Below are 23442 nucleotides of genomic sequence, written 5' to 3' on the forward strand. Positions count from 1 at the left end.
CCAGAAAAACTAGAGGTTTTAAATTTTGTATCAATTAGAATATCCTATCAATTCTTCTTTTTTCGAATTATAAATCCTGTATTCTAAGTACTTAAAAGAATCCCTTGGAATAACGCTGACCCATTTTTTATATTTCATGAACCATTTCGTCTGGATGCTGTTGATCCCCTTTGTAAGGTAAGCTTCCACAAACGGATGTACATGCAGGTAAAGCTTTCCTTTTTCCTTTTGCATGATGGTTCTCAAGGCTTCGCTCATTCTTTCCACGATTACGATCGGAGCTACGATTTCTCCGTCTTTATTCGGGTTTTCTTCTTTGGTGTCGATCTGTTTTTCCGGACGGTTTCTTTGTCTGGTGATTTGTATCAATCCGAACTTGCTCGGAGGGAGAATCTTATGGCGTGCTTTGTCGCGCTTCATTTCTTCCTTCAGGTGTTCGTACAGATCTCTTCTGTGTTCGGGGTTCGTCATGTCGATAAAATCGATTACGATGATTCCACCCATATCACGGAGACGCAATTGTCTTGCGATCTCGGTGGCTGCCATTTTGTTCACTTTCAGTGCGTGTTCTTTATTGACAGCGGTTCCGGTAGTGATATTGTTTCCGGAGTTTACGTCGACTACGTGTAGTGCTTCTGTATGTTCTATGACAAGATAAGCACCTTTTGAGCTAGGGATATTGACGTGTTTCCCGAAGCTTTGCTTGAGCTGTTTTTCAACATTATAATATTCCAGAAGAGGAATATGAGAATTATAAAAGTGGACAATATTCTTTCTTTCGGGAGCTATAACCTCCACATAGCTTTTCATTGCTTCTACCATTTCTTCGTCGTCGCAGGTAATGCTTACGAAATCCTGGTTGAAATTGTCTCTTAAAATAGCTGAAGCTTTATCATCTTCGCTTAAGACTCTGGACGGAACTTTATTTTTCTGTATATTTTTAAAAGTAGTTTCCCATTTCTGAATCAGTTGATTCATATCATTGTGCAGGTCTGCTACTTTTTTACCCTCGGCTACGGTTCTTATAATAACCCCGAATCCTTCAGGTTTAATACTTTCGATCAATGTTCTCAGTCTCTCTTTTTCCTCAAAGCTTTTTACTTTTTTGGAAATCGAAACTTTATTATCGAAAGGAATCAGCACTAAAAAGCGTCCTGTAAGGGAAATCTGGGTAGAAATTCTGGGTCCTTTTGTAGAGATGGGCTCTTTAGTGATTTGTAGTAAAACAAGGTCATCTTTGGTGATTACTTTGTCTACGGTTCCGTTTTTATCTATTTCGGGTTGTATCTCGAAATTTTTTAAGCTTGAAGCGCTTTGCTTTTTGGAAATGGTGTCTCTCAAAAACTTTTTATACGTAAGATATTGCGGGCCAAGATCCTGATAATGCAGGAAAGCATCTTTGTCATACCCGATATTTACGAATGCGGCATTAAGGTTTGGTGCCAGTTTTTTTACTTTTCCAATAAACAAATCTCCAACTATAAAATCGCTTTTGTCCTCTTGCTCATGAAGTTCACATAGTCTTCCGTCTTCCAGCAGTGCAATCTTTGTAAGATCATCTTCATGCGAAACTATTAGTTCTTTCTTCATTTTGTTGTAAGATAAAATTGTTAAGATTTGTAGGAAATGTCATGGTTTTATTGGTAAATAATTTCCTTAAGTTAATAAATACTTTTGAAAAAATCACACTTTTCATTAAAAAAATAAAACCATTGTCCGTTCCTGCGGAATCTTATAGTTGCAAAATAAAATATAGTCGGCGAGCTTTTAAAATTTAAAATCACCAACTATATTTTTATATTGTAGATCTCGAAAAAAAGAGATTATTTTTTCTTATGTCTGTTCGCTCTTCTTCTTTTCTTTCTTTTGTGAGTTGCAACCTTGTGTCTTTTTCTTTTCTTTCCGCTTGGCATAATTATAATTTTTTAGTAACTAGTTAATATTCAGTTAATGTCTTATTTTACGGTAACTTTCGTTTTTACTTTCTCAACAAAAGATTTTGATGGTTTGAAAGCAGGAATGTTGTGCGCAGGGATTTCAATGGCAGTGTTTTTAGAAATGTTTCTTCCCGTTTTTGCTGCTCTAGTCTTAATGATAAAAGATCCAAAACCTCTAAGATAAACATTATCCCCATTATACATAGAAGTCCTGATTTCTTGCATAAAAGCTTCTACAACTTTCTGTGTTTCATTCTTTTCTGTTCCCAACTTATTTGAGATGGTGTTTACCAATTCTGCCTTTGTCATTTCCTTTTTTAATTTTAAATTTTAGGTGTGCAAATTTAGTTAAAAAAATTGAATATTAGCAAATTAGTGGCAAAATATTTTTAGATAAAGGGTTGAAAACGGAATGTTTAGTCTGTATGAATATCGTGTTAACTCACTTTTACATGCTGGAATTGTAATATCCATTCTCCACACAGAAGCGGATAAGGTGAAGTTTTGTTTTCAGGCCGAGCTTTTCCGTAAGCCTGTTGATGTACGTATCGATGGTTCTTGTGCTGAGGTTTAGTTTTTCCCCGATTTCCTTATTGCTGAAGCCTTCGTAGCAGAACTTCATCAGTTGGATCTCTGTTGGGGAAAGCTCCTCCTGGCTCTTTTTCTGCCTGTCCATGTACTCTAGGACAGCAAGTGGCTGCTGTTCCCATTCTTTGGTGTAGGCTTCGTAATCGAAGCTGTCTGAGGCTATTTTCCCTTTAACAATATCTTTGATGACGTTGCTTTTTTTCTGACAGTAATAAATATTGGGAATTTTTGCAAGGATTTCCGCCATATCTTCCTGGTAAGTCCCGGAATAAGTGATGATGGGGGTTTCCGTATTGCTTTTACGGATATACTTTATGGCTTCTATTCCGCTTAATACCGGCATAAAAAGATCCACGATAAACACGTCTTCCTGTCTTCTGTAATTTCTGCTGATAAGCTCATGGCCGTTGTTGCAGTCATTAAGAAGCATATAAAACGGGTTTTCTGTAAGCGTCTTGATCATTATTTTCTTAAAATAAAAATCACTGTCTGCTATGGAAAATCGCACAGTATTAGTTAATAATTTACTCACTTTATTATCGATTTGGTGTATGATAATTAAAATCTAGGGGACTAAATTATGAAAATATAGTGAAAGTGAAAATTAATCTTAAATTAATTAAGACTGTAGTATTATTTCACATTAAAAGTTAAATTTTGTGCATAAATTATTTTTTTATAATTTCACATGCCAAACAAATCACAGAATATGTCTTCGAACAGGGAGAAAAAATTAAATAAATCAGACGTCAGGATAGGCATTTGGAAATTTGTTCTATCATTTGTAGTATTATCAGTTGTTTCTTTCATCTGTGTGTTCTTCTTTTTTAAGAGTTACGACATCCAGAGAGAAGGGATCAAAAAGCAGGCTGATGATTACCGCGAGCTTCTTACCCGCAGCGATCTGCTCAGAACCCATGTTGACAGCATTATGTACAGGATGGACCAGCTTGATATCAACAAGGTGGACAACGATATTTTCCTCAGAAACTACATTATGGACAATGTAAGGGATGCCAAAAACATCATGGGGAAAGACAGTGCAGACAACTTCAAGCATTACTCGATTTTAATGAAACAAATTGAGCCGATGCTCGCATTAAAAAATCAAATTGTAAACGTTTCCTACAAAGAGCAGGCTGCTTTGAGAGACCTCAGCGAATGCCGTGGAAAGGTAGGAATCGTCAATAATGAACTGAAAGTAGACCCTACAAGAAAATTTTCAGGAAGCAGACGTAAAAGATAAAAACTATAGCTATGCAGGGACAAATCACACTATCAAAAAAAGAAAAGCATTATCAGTTTTTATACTTAATATTAATGCTTTTTGCAGCACTTATATTTCTGGGAATCATTTTTTTAAAAGGATTTGAATCTCCATTTTCGGATGAAGACATTATTTCTGTTCAGAACCTTGAGGAGAAAGCAAAATTTGATCAGAAACAGAAATTTTCCTTTAAAACATTAGACAGTACATTTTCCATGATCAACAAGCTTACGGATGAGCCTCCGCAGCCTTTTGTGGAAAATAATATCCAGTACGGAATCAATGATGTAGTAAATTATTTCCAAAACGGGGACAATATTTCCGATATCAGAAAAGATGCTTATCCGCAGATCGCGAAATTTTACAAAATGTATTTTAACGATAAAAAAATTATTTCAAGTAAAACTGAGAATATCAAAAGCTTTGAAAAGCAGTTTGAAGAATGTTCCATTGGCTTCAAGGAAAAGAAAAACCAGCTTTTTCAACGCGAAACAGCCCTGAAATCACGGACTCAGTAACTGATTTTTTTTAACTCAAGAAAGAATTACACGAAAAATAAAACACATCACACAATCTTAACTATGAATTACTTTCAAAAAAACAAAAAGAACATTATCATTGGTGTTATTGCAACTTTGCTCATAGCTGCTTTAGTTGCATTATGGTTGCAGAAGAAGGTGATACACTCCGCTGATGATATTGTCGGGGTTGTAAATCCGTCTTCCATTGCAGTAGGAGATACGCTTTTGTTTGAGGATATGACTCAATTTGCAAAAACAAGAAGATGGAATTTTGGAGACGGACAATCATCTGATAAAAGCAGGGGAATCCACTTTTACAATAAACCGGGATATTATCAGGTAACTTTGATTATTGATAACAAATATTCCAAATCTTTTCCCGTAATGGTTTCTGCAAGAAGTGCCCCGAAACCGAAAGATTCTACAAAAGCAAAAGCTTTGATCGATGCGCCGTCTCAGGCCATGCAGTTTGAAAACGTACAATTTCGTGCAGTTTCCGATGCCAAACAGTTTACATGGAAATTCGGCGAAACCGGAAATATAGACTCCAAAGACAAGCTGGCAATTTACTCTTACAAAAAACCCGGCGATTATATCGTGACGCTTTACACAGACGAAAGCGAGGAAGCTACTTTGCATCAGATTAAAATCCTTCCTGCGTACGATGCGTTGGAAGATGAAGTGAGCGTAGAAGATGCGTATGCGAAAATTGATAATGATTTTAAATACCACCTTCAGCAGATCGCCAACGGAAATAGTTTCAATATGCACTACAATTATTTATTGAAAACATATCTGTGCAACAACGAAAATACTGTAGTGAAAGTAAGCGACAGCAAAGTAAACAACTTCTACATGTATTGCGCCGGACTTCAGTTTGACAAAAATATGGTCATCCAGACTGTGAAAGTGAACTTCGACGACGCACAGAATTGTGTAACCAAAGTTGATATAAACCAAAGTAAATAATCTCTCGTTCAGAATTTCTCTGAGCGCACCAATCATTAAATAAATTAGGATGAAAAATAAATTTCCTCTAGCAGCATATTACATAGGAGTTTCGGTTTTATTGGTAAGTTGCCAGGTAAAATTACCGTCAAAAAGAACCCCTGAGCCGTCACATTACGGGCAGGTTGATAATTCACCGGTCGTAAATGGTTTTCCTAAAAAATCAGTTCCGTGGATTGCCATCTCGGACAGAACAAGAAATACGGCGTATCTTGATAAAAGCGATGAAAAATCTTATAAGGAAGTAAAATTTTTAGAGCCTTTAATGGTTTTAAAAAACAGAGACGGAATGGTAAAAGTAGCAGAATATATTCCTGATGCTTTGATGAAAAAAGTTTCGTCTAAACAGATCAAAACCTACGGCTGGATCCCGGAATCCGACCTTCTTCTCTGGAGTAATTCCTTGAAAAGCGAAAAAACAGGTTTCCCTGTAAGAGTCGCGGTGTTACCAAACAATAGTGAGGTTATCAGAAGCTCGGAAAGATATTATAAAAATGATTCGATCATGGTCTTCAATTCACCAAGTCTGATCGAGCAGGCCGATGTCAAAATCCCGAACGGACAAATTGTTTACGTTTATAAGCAGGCCGAAAACAACAAGAGATTTTTGGTCGGTAAAAAGCCAACTATTGACATGGACAGTATAAACACGAGTTTATACGGTTGGGTAAGTTCAAACGTAGTTTCAGCGTGGGGTGAACGTTCTGCCGTGAAAATGAAAAATACGACAGGTGTTACGGAAACCGCTCTGGGTCTTCACGAAGGGTCTCCGGGCGGAAATGAAACCGAAAACAGGACAGCAATTCTTTTGACCGATGTTAATAAAAGAACACCTCTTGAAAATATTTATCCGGTAAGTTTACCATTAAATGAAACTCCGACTCCCGAGTCCAAAACGAAATATTTTACGAATATTTTAGATTATAGTAAAAATTATGTTTTTAATGTTTTGGGTGAACCGATTTATTTCGACCGTTACAGGGAAATCACAGAGAAAAATAAAAAAATAAATATTGTTTTTGCTTTGGATATAAGTGCCCCGAATGCCCCTTATGCCCCGATTGTAAAGTCTTTATTGCAGGATTTACAGCTTAGGTTTGAAAAGCCGTCTTACTTCAATCAGGTGAAATATGGTGTGGTTTTATATAAAAATAATTCTTGCGGGGATAATGTAGCCGTTTCCAATTTAAGTACGGATTACAGCAAGATTACTACATTCATTGATCAGAAAACCAATGAGATGAATTGCGCTAGCAACAGTGGTTATCAGCCTGTAAATGAAGGTTTAATGGCAGCCGGAAATCTTCTGTCAAACGTTCCGGATGAAACCAATATTGTGGTAACCGTTGGGACTTCAGCCAATCAGAGCGGAAATATGTACGGGGTAATCAATTCTTTGACACAAGCTCAGGCAAGAATTATCATGTTCCAGACAAGTGCAAGATCATCAGATACTTATAATGACTTTGTCTTAATGGCTGAAAATGTTGTTACCAATACGGCAAAAAATATAGCTGAATTAAAGAAGCAGAAAATTATTAATCAAAATGATGTTTTAACAAAAAATAATTTCAGCTTAATTGAAGGAGATGAGGGTTTCTTTTCTTTAGATTATCCTAAACAAAGTATGTCTCAAGGTTTCGTGATTTTCCCTAAAAAAGGGGATATTGCAACTCCGGGTTATCTTAAAAAATCTGTCGACAGCTTAATTGCACAGGTTACTTTGGACAATGAAACATTAGACAAATCGTTAAATGATTATTTCCATTCATCGGTGGGAGCGGGAAGGACGGATGTAGATTTAAAGTATAAATATCTTTATCCGGGCCTTACAAATCCGGTTCCGGCAGGAATTGCAGCCCAGCTGATCAACTACGGAAGCCCATTCTTAGTGAAGGGTTATATTCCAAAAGACCTGAAGGATTACAAACCAGGATTGGAAAAAGGAATCTTAATTTCTGAAACGGAATATGATAATTTAAAATTATTCTACACCGAAGTTTACCAGAAAACAGGCGCAGAAAGAGCGGATTTCAACCAGTCCAGAGCAATCAAGGAATATATAAGCTTGCTTAAAAAGTACAATCCAACTGTAAAATTCCTGGATAAGGGCGATCTTTACGAGCAGCCGATGTCTTATGCGGTGGGAATCAGCACTGGTTTTGATAATTCTGAAGAAGAATTAATGTCGAAATACAAGCTGAAAGGCTGGAAAAAGTCTAAAATTATTACCAATGAAACGGTAAAAACTTACTTCCGTCATTACAAAGATCTGGCAGACAGAATGCTGTCACACAGAAATAATCCGGCGGTGAAAATTGAGCAAAACGGGCAGACTTTCTATTGGCTGAATGAATACTTTATGCCAACCATGTTACCAACCGAAGAACCGGAATATACTAAACATTAATAACTTATAATATGAAAAAGCGGAAATTTTTTTCTGCTTTTCTTTTTTTTAATGTAAAATTTTTATCTTTGGTATTACCCAAAATCACAGTATTATGTCACAGCAATCATCTCCTCATGAAGGCAAACATTTTGTCGTTCAAAAAGGTAAGGCCCAATGCAACCAGGGAGATCAATTCCCTCAGCATAAAGTCACTACCCACCAGAAACATTTTTGGAATGATTCTGATGGAAATGCAGATTTTCTCGGAGTCACTGAAAATGATCTCCAGTTCAATCCTCCCGGACCAAGTTTCGGAAAATGCAAGCTGAAACCGAGTTCCGGTGGATATTTGCCATGTTCTTATGCTCCGGCCGGAAAGTGGCAGAAAACCTATGATAAGGTAAAGATCATGGGTAAAAAGATAGTGACTGAAGTTTCTGAGCTGCAATGTGTGATCGGTGGAAAAATTACCATTAAAGATCATGGGCAACGCGGAGAAATGAGTAAAAAAAGCGTACAAAATGCTGACAACAAAACAGTACAGCATATTAATCCGCTAGTGAAAATGCAGGACTTCAAAGAGACTGTCCTGGAAAGTGAAATCGATGCTTATTAATTAAATCTAAAAAACACTTTCTATGTCAAAAACAGGAGTTTCAAGAATTTCCGGAAATCCTTCTCCAAAAATAGGAGAAAAAACGCTGTATAAAATTGAAGAATGGTATCCCGGAACCCCGAAAGCAGAGCAGAATCCGGCTCTTGTTACCTGGGAATTGTTTAAAAAACGCTCAAACGGAAGTTATACAACAACCAATATCAAAAAAGTAGGCGACGGCAGTTTCACTTTCGGTGAAGTGGCGTCTAAAAATACATACCGGCTTGAAGCTTATCTTCATGAGCCGGAAGGACATGGTTCCACAACAATAGATATTACGCCTCAACCCGCCGGGATCCCAAAAATCGATAAAGTGGAATTGCATTATGCAGATGATTCCCCGGGAACGGTTTTCAGCTATAATGAAAAATTAATAGCTAAAGCCCAGTGTGTCAATCTATCGGGTGAAAAATTATTGTTCACACTTTGGGAAGATGATGCAGCCGGAGATGGTCATGATGCTAAAAATATTTTTATTGACAGTAAAGAAGTTTTAGTTAACAGGACTGGAGTTGCCACCGCAGAATTTGCTTTAACCAAAGCTTTAATGCAAAAAGCATCCAATGGAGAAACCGAGCCCAAAAAGCTTGAATTTTACGTTACCGTAGAATACTACAGAAACAGAAAACATGCTACCAATAACGTAGATATTCAAAATCCGGAATATAAAGAGCCTGCACAACAGCCAGCTTCTGATGCAAAAACACCAACTTCTGGCTCCAGTCAAAATAATACGCCTACAAATACCAATAATCAGCAGCCTCAGCAGCCCGTTTCCAAAAAAGAAGAGAGCGGAATCGGTGATAATTCTCAAAAACCTGACGCTGTAAATGAAACAAAAGGAACTGTAGAGCCGGAACAGAAACCAACCGCAGAAAAACCGGAGGGCAAAACAACAAGCGTTGTGGAAGAACCGAAAACAGAAGGTTTACTGGATGCTTTTTTTGCTAAAGAAGAATTTACACAACCGACCGATGAAAAAGACGGAACTCATACCTACGGTTTTGCAAGGGATAATAATAACATTAATAAAGAAAATATCGCGAAAATTATCAAAGGAAAGGTAGATCCTGCCGTAAAAAAAGATAAGAAATACGCGAAACTCGATGATATTAAAAATGCTTTAACCAAAACTTCCTACAAAAAAGGCGAATCCATCTCTTTTCCGTTGTACAAATTAGGACCAATTATGGTCAGAATCAACAATGCACCGCTGGAAGAAGAATTATTTGTAGTTGCAAAAACGATGCTTCTTGATGGGAAGGAAGTGAGTATTAATATTAAAGAAAAAGAAGAATATTTAATGGCAAAAGACGCTAATCTCCCCGTGATGGAAGCCAAAGAAAACGGGGCAGAATTGACCACTTTAAAGGCAACCGCTCAAAACGGTATTGCAAAAGTAAAAATAAAACTTCGCCCGAAATCCGATGAGACTTTAAAAGAATGGCATGAGAAGCTCAGCGGAAAAAAAGACGGAACTCACACATATAAATTCGGGGGAACCAATAAAACGGCTACAGCTGAAGAGAAAAAAAGAGTCGCCGGAGTTATCGCCAATAAAATCAAGGATGAACTGGCTAAACAGGAAAAATTAGCAAAAACAGAAGCCATTGTAAAAGCGCTCACCAAAGAAGTTTACAATAAAGATGAGGAAGTGACTTTCGATGTTTTTAAAAAAGTAACGGAATTTTTATGGTTAAAAGCAGAATGTACCGGAAATCTTAAAAAACATGAAGGTGAATTCCTGAAAAAGGACGGAGCCTATTTCGAAGTTGCCAAAAAGTGCCCGAGATGTGAAGCTGCGATCACAGTGGATGAATTTAAAAAAATGTACCCCGATGTTGCCCAGTTATTCGATAAAGGGACAAACAGTTTCGGATCTCCGACTATTGAAACTTTCCTTACTTCCTTAAACAAAACTTTAAAGGAATTTAAAATAAACACCTGCGTTAAAAAAGCTTTCTTTTTAACTCAAATCACCAAAGAAACAGGCTATTTCTCAAGAGCAGACGAAAATTTATACTATACAACCGAAGGTGCATTGCATAGTTTTTGGTCAAAATCCAGTCACCCAAGATTGTATTCCAATCCGAGCGAGTTTTTTAAAAGTCCTGAAAAATTAGGAAATTATGTATATCGCGGAATCGCGGAAAACGGTGATGAAGCCAGTGGTGACGGGTATAAATACAGAGGTCGCGGTCTCATCCAGATTACAAGAAAAAAAGGGTACAGAAGATTTGGTGAATATGCTGGAAAAGACTTAGTAGCCGATCCTGATCTGTTGTTAAGCGATCTTGACCTCGCAACACGTTCTGCAGGGTGGTATTGGAAACACGGTGTTCTATTGAATAACGGCAGTGAAAAAGACTTGAATACCGTTGCTGAGAAAGGTGATTTCAAAGAAACGACGAGGCTTGTACACGGATCCACAGATGATGTTGCGGCAAGGGAAACTATTCTTGCCAAAATAAAAGAAGTGTTGAAAACCGATGAATGTCAGGCGACAAATACCGGTGATGCCGATGTGGAATATCATATTCAGAGTTCGGGAGAAATTCAGTATAAGTATAAAAATGAGAAGCGTGAAACAGCTGCTTATTTCTACCACGACAGTGCCGGAACGGTGCATGATTTAGGTAAATATAAATTGGTCAAGGTAAAGGAAAATTACGGCGGGGTTTATAAAGATAAGCTCGGAAAAGACACGGAAAATATTTATTTAATTGATATCAGAAACGTAAAGCATACCTATAAAAAAGGCACGATAGGCTTTACCATGACCATTAATACAAGCCGTTATTATATGAATGATGTGACGATGGCAGGGTTGTTTGGCGCGTTATTGGAATGCAATTATGATGATTTCGTATTCAACGGTTTCAGTAATGAAAAAGGGGAATCTGTCGGAGGAAGTAAGTCCCACAAAAACGGGATGAACGGAGATTTGAGATACCTTAGAACCGATAAAAAAGGAGGAATGACGGACCTCTTCAACAGTGGCGAGGAAACCGGCTGGAAAGGCCTGGACGAAACAAGGCAGAATACTTTTAATGATGCTTTGTACAAATTCGGGTGGAAGAGTATGCTGTCCCAGAATTATGGTGAGAAAGATGAAAAGATTTTGAATCACTGTACGCATGACAAGGATAAAAATCACAATGACCACTTGCATATTCAAGGGTTTGCGCCAACTTTAAAAGAGATATAACATGAAGTTTATTTTTTGCCTGCTTTTTTTATTTCAGATGAAAGACTGTAAGTCGGAAACCCCGGCTTCAGCAAAAATTTCTGCGGTTTCACCTGTTGAGTTAAAATCTGCGCCCGAAAAACTGCCGGATTCTTTTGTAATTAATTCAGTGGATTTAAAAGCAATCGGAGAAAAGATTAATGATAATGAAAAAATAAAACAGTTGAAAGGTCTTCTGAAAAACGGTTTGCAGAGAGAGGTGGAAAGACCTTATATGTGGGATATTTTTGTGGCATCCAATGATTCTTTGCTGCAGTTTTATCCATATAAAGATTTTACGATTAATAATAATTCGTTTAAATCCTATTACGCAAAAATTAATTATGAAGATGGCCAATATCAATGTATTTTATTAGTTAATGAAAATGAAAATACACCTTACAACAGTATGGTTGTGTATGAAGATTTAAAATCCGAAGAAAATTATCAAAGGCATTGCGAAGTGAAAGGAGATAAAGTTCAAATGGTTTTAAAGCGGCAGGATACGGGAAAAAACCTTCAGTTTCAGGTGAAAAATGGTGCTTTTTTAGATTATTTTGATGTTCCCGCCATTGATAAAAAGTGGGGGAAAGAAAAAAACGGATATGAATATCAACTAAAAGGAAAGACCAGCAATCATGTAAAAAACGGCTATTGGATCGAGAAAAAATATTCAATTGATTACAATAAAAATATTATTGAAGACGGAAATTACGTCAACGGATTGAAAGACGGTGAGTGGAATTATTCCCCGGAAGGTCCTGTTGATAAGATTGAAGTGTACAAATCAGGTAAAATTATAAAAGTTTATTATCCATAAATTTTGTTAATCAAAACTAATTAAGGAGGTTATGTTATAAGCATGATCTCTTTTTTTGTAAATAAATTTATTTTAAAGATATTAATTTGAAAATTTTTTATTTTTAAAGATTCTTAGTTTTTTGAATGATAAATTTGGCATTTATATTGATGATTCTTGTAACCGTAAAATAAACCTATGATCAAAAAAAATATTATCAGCTTTTGCCTTGTGGCCGGGCTTGTGGTGATCTCATGTAAAAAGAATGAAACCCATACCAAAAGCAAAGCTGCAGATTCTGCCGGCGTCTTTCAGTCGGAAAAAACAGACTCTATTTCCCAAAAACCGGATGCTGTAAAAGCAAACCCTGAGATTGCTCAATCTGAAAACAAATCTGCTGAAAAAGATTCTACAAATACTTCGTTTGAAGGAAAATATATTGCAAGAAATGGCTGTGAAAATGGAAGATATTCTATAGAACTCAAAAATTTAGACGGCAAACCATCCTTTAAAATATTCGATAAAACTAAAGTGATTGCTTCAGGAAACGCTTCAATCGGCGATGCAGGAATTTTAATGGGTGAGATTGGTGCCTCAATAGAAGGCGATAAAATGGTGATCCAGAATACCGGTAATTCAATGAATCCTTACCAGCATTTTGACTGTTCGGAAAAATATCTTGAATTTAATAAGCAGAAATAGATTTTAAAATTTAATAGAAACGGTATACAATCTTTGTGTGTCGTTTTTTTTATTAAATTATTAATTTTTAGAATTAAATACATGTAAAATCCTTTTGTAAAGTAAAAATTTTAGATAAATTTGATTTAAGCCAAAAAACTAAAAATATATGATCGTTCACTTCATTCTTTCCGGAGAAACTTTGGAAAGTATATCTGAAGAAATTAACCTGGAAAACCCAAAATACCTTAAAGAATTTCACAATGCACATTGTGCAAAAGAAGATATCATTCATGATAAGCTGATTCCGCGGAAAAAACTTCTCATTCCTGACCATAAAACAATCAAAGAATACAACAGCAGAAATGATGCACCATTCAAAGACTCCAAACTCAATCCTGAATTGCCTTTCAAACCTGAAAATTTCAGTAAAATATTTTCAGTAATAAATAAAGAAATCGAAGAAACAGAATTTGAGAAGAAAAGCAATGTCCTTTTATACACCGTTTCCTTAAAATGGATCGGCAAGGAAGAAAATTTTCACATTTTTCAGCTTTTTAAAAACAATTTTTCAGATCAACAGGGCAGCATGATGTCAGATTTGGCATCGGAATGTATTCGTTCGCTGAACCCGATTGTTATAAAAACCGATGAGAAAGGTGGAGTTATCAATGTCAGTCTGAAGGAAGAGACAATTTATAATTTCAAAGATAATAAGGAGCGTCTTGCCGATCTTTTTCCTGATCAATACGCAAAAATTTATCTGGATGAATTTGAGCTGGCAGTTTTGGATAAAAATATGTTTGACAGGAGAATGAGAGAAGATATTTTCATTAAAACATATTTCGCAGATTTGAGAAATGGTTTCAAAAATGGAAAATCTTTAATTAAACAAACAATAGGCGAGGAAAATATTCCGATTGAAGTTCTCCAGAAAGTGATGGACAAGCAATACATTGATGAAATTGTGCTTGAACAAAATAATCAGCCCAAAAACGGTATTGATTTCAACGGAAAATATGTTGTAAATATGAAAACCGGATTGGTGAAAGAACTGGAAATCAAGCATATTATTTCCCAGTACGGTGTGAAAAATACTACATTTCTTACCATTCAGGAATTGTCATGATTCTCTTTAAATAAAGGAATATTAAGCAATTGTTAAGTCATTTATCGTAGAATTACGACATCAAATCGTAGAATTACTACAAATTTTTAAAATGGCATTTAAAAATTTTCAAACAAAAATTAACCATCTTATCTTTGTTACACAATCACCGAATCACAAAATATTATTAACGATTAAAATTTACAGATTATGGCAGCAAATTCAAGAGGTATCTTAAAATTCAACGGAGGTGAAGGTCAGAAACTATTGAAGCTAAACTACAGTGTGTCAAGATCTACAGACGTTTCAGGTAGAGTTGCTTCAGATCCTTCCAATGCATTGATCAAACTTACGGTAGAAGCTACCGAAAAATCAGACATTTTAGAAAGTTTATTAAACGGGAAGTATAAGCCTACAACAGGTGAAGTTACCTTCAACAAATCTCATGAAGAAGGTACTTTGATTACTTTGACTTGGGAAAACGGATATGTAATCCAGCACGAAGTGGAATTCGATGCGGTAGATGAAAACAGCATGCTGATCAGCTTCATCGTAAGCGCTGAAACCATCAATTACGGAAATTCTAAGTTCGAAGGTCTATGGCCACACTAAAAATTACACACCATTAACATTCATAGAAAAAAGACTGTCCCAATAAGGCGGTCTTTTTTTACCATTCAGAATAAGCTGGTTAAAATTTTTCTTATGTTTTAAATAATGTTAATATGTCACTTTTATAAGAGATACATGAGGTCTTATGAAAAAAAACCAATATCTTAGTAAACTGTAAAAATTCAGACGATTATGGATTAATTTTTGCTGAAGTTTAGGCGAAAACATAATCGGTGAATTACGACCAATCCAGATACTATTAATTTGAATAAAAATACAAGATGGGAGTACTAGTAACCAATGAAACTGTAAAACAGCTCTTTCATATTGCACAGTCTATCGCGAGGGAAAATTACAACGCAACGTATGGAGGGCCACACATTCTACGAGCCCTTATGCACAAAGATATCGGGCTTAATGAATTTTTGAAAAATATTGATAAAGATCCGGGATATTTTTATGAATGGGCGGATGTGCGGATTGAAGATTACCCCAAAACAACACATCTTCCGGATGAAGTAGGTGAAGATGAGGCAGTAGACAAGATTATAGAAGAAGCGGATGATATTCGTTTAAAATTAGGTTTGGACGAAATTACTCCTATCTGCGTTTTGACGGCAATTGTAAAGCCACAGGTTGCTTTTACTTTACAACAGCTTAAATCTCTGCCACTTAGAGAACATGAGATTTTCAATTTATATAGAAAAGATACTCCGTACGAAATTTCGGAAAACGGAAATTTTTCGTCATTACTTTCAAAAAACGGTTCAGATTATTCTGATAATTCTTTTCCGTCCATTAAAAGTTATTGTGTAGACAGAACGGCACAAGCCAGAAAAGGTGACCTGGAAAACATCATCGGAAGGGATAAAGAACTGAGAATGTTAGTCGAAATTCTTTGCCGAAGAAGTAAACCGAATGTCATTATCATTGGTGAACCGGGAGTCGGAAAAACGGCTTTGGTAGAAGGTTTTGCCACTGAAATCATCAAAGGAAATGTTCCTGAAATGTTGAAAAACGGAACACTTTTAGAACTCGACACAGGCGCTTTACTGGCTGGAACTTCTTATAAAGGAGAAATTGAAGACCGTCTTAAAAAAGTAATCAACGAGTGCAAAAAGATAGAAAAAGCAATTCTTTTTATTGATGAAATCCACACTCTTTTAGATCCAAAAGGAAGTATCGGAAATGTTGCTAATTTGCTGAAACCTGAATTGGCAAGAGGCGAAATCACCGTAATCGGAGCTACAACTCAGGAAGAATACAGGAAAATTATTGAGCCGGAACAGGCTTTCAACCGTCGTTTTGAGGTTTTAACAGTGAATGAGCCAGACGAAAAAACCTGTGTTAAAATGATCGACGTTCTGTTGGAAGGTTATAAAAAACACCACGGAATTGAAGTTGAAAAAACCGCTCTTCCGGAATGTGTCCGTTTGGCAAAAAGATATGCAAAGGGGAAAAAACTGCCGGATGCTGCTATTGATTTGCTGGACAGAACAATGGCGGCCATCAAAATGCTGGATGAGCTTTCAGAAAAAGAATTACAAAGCTGGAAAGAAATCTATGAAAATATTCTAAAAGAAGAGTATTTAGATGAAAAAGATAAAGCAGATGAATTAATCTGGAATTATAATTTATTAAGAGATAAAATCAGTCCGATTTTGTGGGGATCTTTAAGTGAGCAACCGCAAATCGACAATTCAATGCCCGTTGAAGAAATTCAGAAAATCATTGAAGATACGTATGCTGAGCTTTTACAGCATGCATCAAAGAAAAGGGAAAAAGTAGACCGTCTTGAACTGGCAGCAGTAATGGCGGCAAAAACCAATATTCCGATCGGAAAAATCCAGGCTCAGGAAAAAGAAAAACTTCTGAATATGGAAGGTCTTTTATTGAACAGGGTAGTCGGCCAGGATCATGCCTTGAAAATCCTTTCAGATGCTATTGTTGAAAACCGAAGCGGACTGAATAAACCAGGGCAGCCAATCGGTTCATTCTTCCTTTTGGGACCTACGGGAACCGGAAAAACAGAGCTTGCAAAATCAATGGCAGAATTGCTTTTCAATGATGAAAAAGCGATGGTTCGTTTCGATATGTCGGAGTTCAAAGAAGAACATTCGGCAGCACTTTTATACGGCGCGCCTCCTGGATACGTCGGTTATGAGGAAGGGGGTATGTTGGTGAATAAAATTCGTCAGCAGCCTTATACCGTAGTTTTATTTGATGAAATTGAAAAAGCACATCACTCGGTTTTTGATGTCTTTTTACAGATTATGGACGAAGGAAAAGTTCATGATAAACTTGGAAAAGAAGGAGATTTCAGTAATGCCTTAATTTTATTCACTTCAAACATTGGAAGTGAGGAAATTGTAAAGCAGTTTGAGGAAGGAAAAGTACCGGAATCATCTTCATTAATGCAGATTATGTCGAATTCAGGACGTTTCAGACCAGAGTTTTTGGCAAGAATTACGGAAATTATTCCTTTTGCACCGATCACCGAATCTATAGCGGAAAGAATTTTTAATATCCAATTAAAATCGCTTCATGCGTCACTTCATAGATTGGGAATGACCTTGAAAATTACAGATGAAGCTGTGAAAAACCTGGCTTTAGGCGGATTCAGCAGTAAGTATGGAGCAAGACAGATTTCCGGAGTGATCAGATCGCAGTTGGCAAGGCCGATTTCGAAAATGATTGTAAGAGAAGAAGTAAAATCAGGACAAATTATTGATGTAGACTGGAATACAGAAGAGGAAAAGTTGAACTGGAAAGTAGACTAAGAATAAATTGCAGAGGGACAATATCAATTTTCTTTTGCTATTTTTTTGACATTTTATCTAAAAAATATTAACAATGAAGCCAAATTACAAGAATATTTTACTAGTATTAGTGTTGTTTTTGTGTTCAAATTTCATCAACGCACAGTTTCTTTCTGCATCAGACACATCGGAGAGCAGCGTGAAGAAATACAAGAATATTATTAATGCCAATAAAGATATTGTAAATTTTATCGAATATTCTCTGGCTGAAAAAGGACTGCCGAGACATTTAAGAAATCTTGCTTTGATAGAATCCCACTTCAACAGGAATATTACCTCGGGAGCGGGAGCAGTGGGAGTCTGGCAATTCATGACCGCTCATGCCAATCAATATGGGCTTACGGAACAAAACAGAACAGATCTATACAGAAGTACAAAAACAGCAGTGGTTTCTTTGACTAATTTGTATAAAAAATATAACAACTGGGTAACGGTAGTTGCTGCCTACAACTGCGGTGAGGGAAACATTTCAAAGGCAATGACAGCCGCAAATTCTTCCCAATATCATGTTTTTTACAAATATTTACCGGCAGAAACCATTAATCACGTTAAAAAATATCTCAATGCATGTTACGCAACCGGAGAACTGCAAAGTGTTTTAAGTAACTACAATTCGTCCAGAATGAACACGGTTTTTCTTGTGAACGGTGGAAGTAAACAAGACAATTCCCAGTTGGCAGAAACGGATATTAATGCAGGATTTAATTTGAATGTGATTGCAGACGAGCTTGATGTGGATGTAGAAAAGCTTCTCTCATGGAACCCCGGAATCAATGAAGAATTGCAGCAAAAAGGTGCAAGTACATTATATCTTCCCACAGATTTAATGCCTGATTTTTTATTAAGAAAAAACAAAATACTTTCAAGATCAATAAAAGAAGGAAATTCACTCAATATTAAATAGACACTAAGCGATAATGTTTAACAGATCCAAATCACAGCCATATGAAAACAGAATCACAAAATATACTGAAAAGCCCTTCATTCCGTCCATCTCAGAATGCTGATGGAATCTCAGAAAATCATCACGCCGGAATCAACAGGCTGGTGAAGCTTTCCCTGGTCATCGAAGGCAAAGTCATTAAATATTATAAACATTTTAAGCTGGTTCAGAGCTCAAAACGTCATCATGAATTCAGTGTTACACTGGCCCACGATGCATTGGAAGACCGTCAGACCCACACGATGGAAGAAGCTAATAAATTCCTCGGAAAACGTCTTACTGCCGTAATTTCCTATAAAGATATTGATAACAGCCCGGAAAGAACTTTTGTGGGAGTTATCACAGGAGTAGGTTTCAGTCAGGAAAAAATGAGCCTCGGAAATATTGTTTTAACGGGGTACAGCCCGACAATTTTACTGGATGGAGCTCCTCATATTCAGAGCTTTGGAGGTGCATCTCCTGTGAATATGGGAATTATTGCCAATGAAGTCATAAAACAAGGTATAGATTCAAGCCGTTTTGATGTAAGGGTTGATACCAATGATTATTCTCAGATCATTTACAGCAGTCAATATGACGAAACACACTACAATTATCTGGCGAGAATGGCGGAAGCGTATGGCGAACAGTTTTATTATGACGGTGAAGTTCTTCATTTCGGAAAGCTTCCTCCTCAGAATAAACCAATTAAATTAACCTACGGAAGCAGCGCCAATGATATTAAAGTTGAATTAAAAGCGGTACACACAAAACCGCAATTCTACGGATACAACAGCAGTAAAAATGAAAAATTGAAATCTGGAGAAACTCCGATTCAGCATGTAAGTGATCTGGCAAAAACGGCATATGCCCACAATGATAAAATTTATAAAACTCCAGCTTTACAGGTTGCCCCAATCAAGGCATCAACCCATCTGGATGTAGAATATTCTCAAAAAAGCACATCCGGAAGCCAGGCAGTGAATGTATTTTCTTTATCGGGAAATACTACAGTGCCGTTTTTACATCCGGGTTGTGTGGTAGATGTTCAGATGCGCAAGCCTGACACCAATGAATCTTCTTATTTTACAAGAATTATGGTAACGGAAGTGTCTCATGAAATTGATACCATCGGCCATTATCACGGAAGTTTTGAAGGAATAGCTTCAGACACAGGATTTTTACCGAAACCTGAGTTTAAAATTCCAAAAGCAGAACCTCAGATAGCAACGGTAATTTCCAATACAGACCCTGAAGGACAGGGAAGAGTGCAGGTAAGATTCGACTGGCAGACCAATGATACAACACATTTTATCAGAATGATGAGCCCCGATGCGGGAGGAACAGAGCTGGTAACCCAAAACAGAGGGTATGTAGCAATTCCGGAAGTGGGAGATCAGGTAATGGTAAATTTTGTTCACAGTCATCCTGACAGACCTTTTGTAATGGGAGGAATGTTTCATGGAGCTGTAGGTCTCGGCGGCGGCCCGGATAACAGAGTAAAATCCATCCAGACCAGAAGCGGACACAAAATAATTTTTACCGAGGATGAAAGCATTATCATCACTGATAAATCTGGAAACGAAATTCACCTTGATACCACCGGAAGCAATATCACCATTACTGCCCCGGAAACCATGACCCTGAACTGTAAAAATATGAATATCAACGTAGGTATGAACATGACAACCAATGTCGGTATGAACAAATCAGACACTATCATGGCCAATCACACAGAAAGTGTAGGTTCTATGAAATATTTGACAACAGGAGCAGATTTCATGACAAATGTAGTAGGGAAAATGAGCCATTACGTAAAAGGTGACATGGAAGTGTATGGTGAAAAGGAACATAAATTAACAAGCCTTAAAGGAGTTGAAGTAAGCAGCCAGGGAAAGGTAGAGCATCACGCAGAAAAAGAAGTGCAAAATAATAGTGGCGAGAAATCTAAAAATCACTAAAAATGAGCATCGAGTATTTTGTAGAAGGCAAAGCGATCACCCAGACAGGAGGTGATTATAAAACCTTTGCTAAAGAAGGAATCAATCATAATAGCACAGCAACAGTTGAGCAGAAAGGATTGGAAACGGGTGTCAGCTACAATGCGGCCCAGAAAATTCATCCCAATGATAAGCCTGTTAATACCATTGATGTAAGTCTGAATTTATTTTTTGACGGAACATTAAACAATAAAACCAATACTCAGGCGGGACCACAACACTCTTCTTCCAATGGGAACGACAGCTATGCCAATGATTTTAGTAATGTAGCCAAAGGATATGATGCCATTGATTCTAATGCGCAGAATCAGGTTTCGTACTATGTGGAAGGGATAGGAACAGTTGACCTAAAATCGGATAATGATACTTTAGGCTTGCCGGTTCGCGGGGCGGGATTAGGAACCAGCGAAAGAGGAATTAAAGCAAAAGTAGTAAAAGGCTGCATCAAAGGAGCGGAAATTCTTCGGTCAAAATTTTCAGGAAAAACTATTGATGTTCTCACTGTAAATGTCTACGGATTCAGCCGTGGAGCTGCTGCAGCACGTCATTTTTTGCACGTTGCAACCAATCCGGCCAATATGGAGCCTCTTTTTCAGAATCAGGTGATGATTTATCCGCCGGAATATTATGAAAAATCAAAAACTGAAGAAAATGTACAGCAGGAATTTGTGATTGATAAAGCAGATTCTCCACTTTTAAGCTATGGATATTTCGGGGCCTGTCTGCTGAGGAATAATCTTGTCATCAATAAAATTAAGTTCAATTTTGTAGGATTATACGATACTGTTGCATCTTATGGAGCCAATCATAAAGGAACTTCACTTTTCGGATTGAGTATTATTGATGATGATTCAAAACAATTAGGCTTAAATGCTGTTAAAAACGGAGCTTTCGTCCTACAGATTGCCTCATCGGATGAATACAGGGACAATTTCAGCCTTACCAATATTGAAAGTGCGGGGATTAAAGGCTTACAATTAACCTTACCCGGAGTACATTCCGATATCGGAGGCGGATATGTGAATAATGCTGAAGAAAAAGTTTTGTTATACAGAAATGAAAGCAGCAGGACAGAATGCGACAGGTTCAGGGAGATTTTAATCGAAGAAGGATGGTTTTATCCTGAAGAAATCCGGGTGGAAATGGAAAGTCCGCACATTCATGATGTAGATCCTCAGTACAAGCTTTGGGGGACAAGAAAGGTATCAAATGAGTACAACAAAGTTTCGTTATACCACATGTTTGAATATTCTAAACAGTTTGATGTAAAATACGACGGAAATCTCGAAAGTGATCATAAAATTAAAGATGCTTTCATACAAAACGTCGGGAGTCAGCTGATCAATTATATCGCAAAATGCAACAATTGCAGGAATGAATATGTGAAAAATCATAATGAAGGCAAAAAACCTTCTCCGGCACAATATATCAAAGAATCCAAAGAGTTTTCTTACCTTGATTCCGGAATAAGTGACGAAGATCTCAAAAAACTCAGACATACTTATCTCCACTGGTCTGCAAATATGGCGACCTTCGGGATGGGGCCGAGAGTATCAGGAGCCAGACCTGCATCTGAACGCAAAAGGTATATATTAAATGGATAAACTAAAAATTTTTATTTTCTTACTGGGAATGCTCCAGCTTACTAACTGTCAGGATATGAAGAAAAATGACATGCCTTTACCTACTTATAATGTACAGATTTCGCACCCTGGTAATCAATATCTGGTGACCCCGGTTGAAGATCAGATTATTACCCTGGAAAATGTACCCTCCCATTTGCCTTACGGAAGTTCATCGGGAACCTGGGGAGATTCGGGAAAAGGTTTTACAGAACAGAGTGGGACGCCGGTTGGTGCAGATATTGTCTATTTTTCAAGGTATGAAGATACTTTTTATCACCTGAAGGCAGAATTTCCAAAGGATAAAATCAAGGATCTCGTTCAAAGAGCCTATGCAACCAATGAATCCAAATCTTCTGATGAACCTTTGAAAGAATTCATCAACAGAAAAGATCAGCCGGATTATGATGAAAAATACAATAAGCTGGGAATGGCTTATGACAAATTTACAGACCTTATTTTTGGTTTTGCACCAAAGGGAATGGTCGTTGTCTGGCTGCGTTTCGGGTATACGCAGATCGAGCTTGGAGAGTTTAAAGCTGAGGTAGTAAAAGACGATAAAAAATATGCAGATAAACTATTCTCTAAAATTTCGCAAACAAGAGACGAAATCAAGCAGAAAATGTTCATTGCCGATGCTTCACCATTGATGTGGGACAAATACAGGACCCGTTACAAATGGACTCCGACAGTAGTTTCAGAAAATAAAGGTTTCAGATTATTCAACATCCTCACCGAATATTATAATGGTGAAAGAGAAGGTATGCTTCGTCCATGGGTACAAAATCCGCCAATGAAAGAAAGGGCGCTTCCAAGGGAGATTTCTTTTTTCTGGGAAACAGGAAACGGGGAAGCTTTCGAAGGCCGTGCTTTTTTTAATTGGGCTGAAACCGATGATCAATTTGAAAATGCAGGTGAAAATTTTAAATTAGAATTAAAAATCGCTTCAGATAACAAAAGTTTTGATGTTCTTTTAATGGGACATCCTATAAAAATCGACAGTACAAGGATATATCCAAGTAATTTTACTTTTAAAGATTCTTATAAATAACAGAGCTCCCGTAACTTTTTAAATAAAAAATCCGTTAAATTTATATTTATCGGATTTTTTTTGGTTGAAAATTGAATTAACACATTGGTAGTTAATGTTTTATATTAAATATCAATTTTAAGTGAAATAATATTGTCGTTATTCATAATAATGATATATTAGTATTCTAAAAACTAAAACCATCAAAATCATGAAACTGAAAACTTTAGCACATTTGACTTGTCCTACAAGTAA

At 36.8% G+C, this 23442-nt stretch carries 18 protein-coding genes; 15 read left to right on the plus strand and 3 right to left on the minus strand.

What is annotated here, in order from left to right:
• Positions 1–30: 30 nt before the first annotated feature.
• From ATE47_RS02250 to ATE47_RS02260, 3 genes are all read right to left on the minus strand, one after another.
• Entirely contained in the window at positions 31–1590 is a 1560-nt protein-coding gene (locus ATE47_RS02250; RefSeq protein WP_062160436.1) for an Rne/Rng family ribonuclease, read from the minus strand.
• 365 nt (positions 1591–1955) lie between these two features.
• Positions 1956–2246: an HU family DNA-binding protein gene (locus ATE47_RS02255; RefSeq protein WP_027388329.1), complete on the minus strand. Its 291-nt coding sequence runs from the start codon at positions 2244–2246 to the stop codon at positions 1956–1958.
• Between the two features lie 139 nt (positions 2247–2385).
• Positions 2386–3057: a response regulator transcription factor gene (locus ATE47_RS02260; RefSeq protein ID WP_062160437.1), complete on the minus strand. Its 672-nt coding sequence runs from the start codon at positions 3055–3057 to the stop codon at positions 2386–2388.
• A gap of 156 nt (positions 3058–3213) precedes the next feature.
• Between ATE47_RS02260 and tssO the strand changes: the two genes are divergently transcribed.
• The 15 genes from tssO (at position 3214) to ATE47_RS02335 (ending at position 23208) form a co-directional block, all read left to right on the plus strand.
• Positions 3214–3771 carry a type VI secretion system TssO gene (gene tssO / locus ATE47_RS02265; RefSeq protein WP_228376304.1) on the plus strand — a complete coding sequence of 186 codons (558 nt, stop codon included), beginning with the start codon at positions 3214–3216 and terminating at the stop codon, positions 3769–3771.
• A gap of 11 nt (positions 3772–3782) precedes the next feature.
• Entirely contained in the window at positions 3783–4310 is a 528-nt protein-coding gene (locus tag ATE47_RS02270) for a type VI secretion system transmembrane protein TssO (protein WP_062160438.1), read from the plus strand.
• 63 nt (positions 4311–4373) lie between these two features.
• Positions 4374–5282: a PKD domain-containing protein gene (locus tag ATE47_RS02275; protein ID WP_062160439.1), complete on the plus strand. Its 909-nt coding sequence runs from the start codon at positions 4374–4376 to the stop codon at positions 5280–5282.
• Between the two features lie 49 nt (positions 5283–5331).
• On the plus strand, positions 5332–7731 hold the full coding sequence (gene tssR / locus ATE47_RS02280; RefSeq protein ID WP_062160440.1) for a type VI secretion system protein TssR domain-containing protein: 2400 nt from the start codon (positions 5332–5334) through the stop codon (positions 7729–7731).
• Between the two features lie 94 nt (positions 7732–7825).
• The gene (locus ATE47_RS02285) at positions 7826–8329 is read left to right on the plus strand and encodes a DUF4280 domain-containing protein (protein WP_062160441.1); all 504 of its coding nucleotides are present in this window, start codon (positions 7826–7828) and stop codon (positions 8327–8329) included.
• 22 nt (positions 8330–8351) lie between these two features.
• The gene (locus ATE47_RS19335; protein WP_062160442.1) at positions 8352–11576 is read left to right on the plus strand and encodes a glycoside hydrolase family 19 protein; all 3225 of its coding nucleotides are present in this window, start codon (positions 8352–8354) and stop codon (positions 11574–11576) included.
• 1 nt (position 11577) lies between these two features.
• Positions 11578–12414 (plus strand): hypothetical protein, encoded by an 837-nt coding sequence (locus ATE47_RS02295; protein WP_062160443.1) that lies wholly within the window; start codon positions 11578–11580, stop codon positions 12412–12414.
• Between the two features lie 177 nt (positions 12415–12591).
• The gene (locus ATE47_RS02300) at positions 12592–13095 is read left to right on the plus strand and encodes a hypothetical protein (protein WP_062160444.1); all 504 of its coding nucleotides are present in this window, start codon (positions 12592–12594) and stop codon (positions 13093–13095) included.
• 148 nt (positions 13096–13243) lie between these two features.
• On the plus strand, positions 13244–14203 hold the full coding sequence (locus tag ATE47_RS02305) for a hypothetical protein (protein ID WP_062160445.1): 960 nt from the start codon (positions 13244–13246) through the stop codon (positions 14201–14203).
• A 189-nt stretch (positions 14204–14392) separates the two neighbouring features.
• Positions 14393–14794 carry a type VI secretion system tube protein TssD gene (gene tssD, locus ATE47_RS02310; protein ID WP_062160446.1) on the plus strand — a complete coding sequence of 134 codons (402 nt, stop codon included), beginning with the start codon at positions 14393–14395 and terminating at the stop codon, positions 14792–14794.
• Positions 14795–15075: 281 nt separating this feature from the next.
• Entirely contained in the window at positions 15076–17574 is a 2499-nt protein-coding gene (locus ATE47_RS02315) for an ATP-dependent Clp protease ATP-binding subunit (protein ID WP_062160447.1), read from the plus strand.
• Positions 17575–17647: 73 nt separating this feature from the next.
• Positions 17648–18517 carry a lytic transglycosylase domain-containing protein gene (locus ATE47_RS02320; protein WP_062160448.1) on the plus strand — a complete coding sequence of 290 codons (870 nt, stop codon included), beginning with the start codon at positions 17648–17650 and terminating at the stop codon, positions 18515–18517.
• Between the two features lie 41 nt (positions 18518–18558).
• Positions 18559–20496: a type VI secretion system Vgr family protein gene (locus ATE47_RS02325; protein ID WP_062160449.1), complete on the plus strand. Its 1938-nt coding sequence runs from the start codon at positions 18559–18561 to the stop codon at positions 20494–20496.
• Between the two features lie 2 nt (positions 20497–20498).
• Positions 20499–22139 (plus strand): T6SS phospholipase effector Tle1-like catalytic domain-containing protein, encoded by a 1641-nt coding sequence (locus tag ATE47_RS02330; RefSeq protein ID WP_062160450.1) that lies wholly within the window; start codon positions 20499–20501, stop codon positions 22137–22139.
• The gene (locus ATE47_RS02335) at positions 22132–23208 is read left to right on the plus strand and encodes a DUF2931 family protein (protein WP_062160451.1); all 1077 of its coding nucleotides are present in this window, start codon (positions 22132–22134) and stop codon (positions 23206–23208) included. Before ATE47_RS02330 ends, ATE47_RS02335 begins: the two co-directional genes overlap by 8 nt.
• Positions 23209–23442: the final 234 nt, after the last annotated feature.

Source organism: Chryseobacterium sp. IHB B 17019 (genome assembly GCF_001456155.1).
Taxonomy (GTDB): domain Bacteria; phylum Bacteroidota; class Bacteroidia; order Flavobacteriales; family Weeksellaceae; genus Chryseobacterium.

Bases quoted from the DNA above. Each gene is read 5' to 3' on its own strand.
- ATE47_RS02250 (WP_062160436.1), bottom strand. From the start codon at position 1,590: ATGAAGAAAGAACTAATAGTTTCGCATGAAGATGATCTTACAAAGATT.
- ATE47_RS02255 (WP_027388329.1), bottom strand. From the start codon at position 2,246: ATGACAAAGGCAGAATTGGTAAACACCATCTCAAATAAGTTGGGAACA.
- tssO (WP_228376304.1), top strand. From the start codon at position 3,214: ATGCCAAACAAATCACAGAATATGTCTTCGAACAGGGAGAAAAAATTA.
- ATE47_RS02270 (WP_062160438.1), top strand. From the start codon at position 3,783: ATGCAGGGACAAATCACACTATCAAAAAAAGAAAAGCATTATCAGTTT.
- ATE47_RS02275 (WP_062160439.1), top strand. From the start codon at position 4,374: ATGAATTACTTTCAAAAAAACAAAAAGAACATTATCATTGGTGTTATT.
- tssR (WP_062160440.1), top strand. From the start codon at position 5,332: ATGAAAAATAAATTTCCTCTAGCAGCATATTACATAGGAGTTTCGGTT.
- ATE47_RS02285 (WP_062160441.1), top strand. From the start codon at position 7,826: ATGTCACAGCAATCATCTCCTCATGAAGGCAAACATTTTGTCGTTCAA.
- ATE47_RS19335 (WP_062160442.1), top strand. From the start codon at position 8,352: ATGTCAAAAACAGGAGTTTCAAGAATTTCCGGAAATCCTTCTCCAAAA.
- ATE47_RS02295 (WP_062160443.1), top strand. From the start codon at position 11,578: ATGAAGTTTATTTTTTGCCTGCTTTTTTTATTTCAGATGAAAGACTGT.
- ATE47_RS02300 (WP_062160444.1), top strand. From the start codon at position 12,592: ATGATCAAAAAAAATATTATCAGCTTTTGCCTTGTGGCCGGGCTTGTG.
- ATE47_RS02305 (WP_062160445.1), top strand. From the start codon at position 13,244: ATGATCGTTCACTTCATTCTTTCCGGAGAAACTTTGGAAAGTATATCT.
- tssD (WP_062160446.1), top strand. From the start codon at position 14,393: ATGGCAGCAAATTCAAGAGGTATCTTAAAATTCAACGGAGGTGAAGGT.
- ATE47_RS02315 (WP_062160447.1), top strand. From the start codon at position 15,076: ATGGGAGTACTAGTAACCAATGAAACTGTAAAACAGCTCTTTCATATT.
- ATE47_RS02320 (WP_062160448.1), top strand. From the start codon at position 17,648: ATGAAGCCAAATTACAAGAATATTTTACTAGTATTAGTGTTGTTTTTG.
- ATE47_RS02325 (WP_062160449.1), top strand. From the start codon at position 18,559: ATGAAAACAGAATCACAAAATATACTGAAAAGCCCTTCATTCCGTCCA.
- ATE47_RS02330 (WP_062160450.1), top strand. From the start codon at position 20,499: ATGAGCATCGAGTATTTTGTAGAAGGCAAAGCGATCACCCAGACAGGA.
- ATE47_RS02335 (WP_062160451.1), top strand. From the start codon at position 22,132: ATGGATAAACTAAAAATTTTTATTTTCTTACTGGGAATGCTCCAGCTT.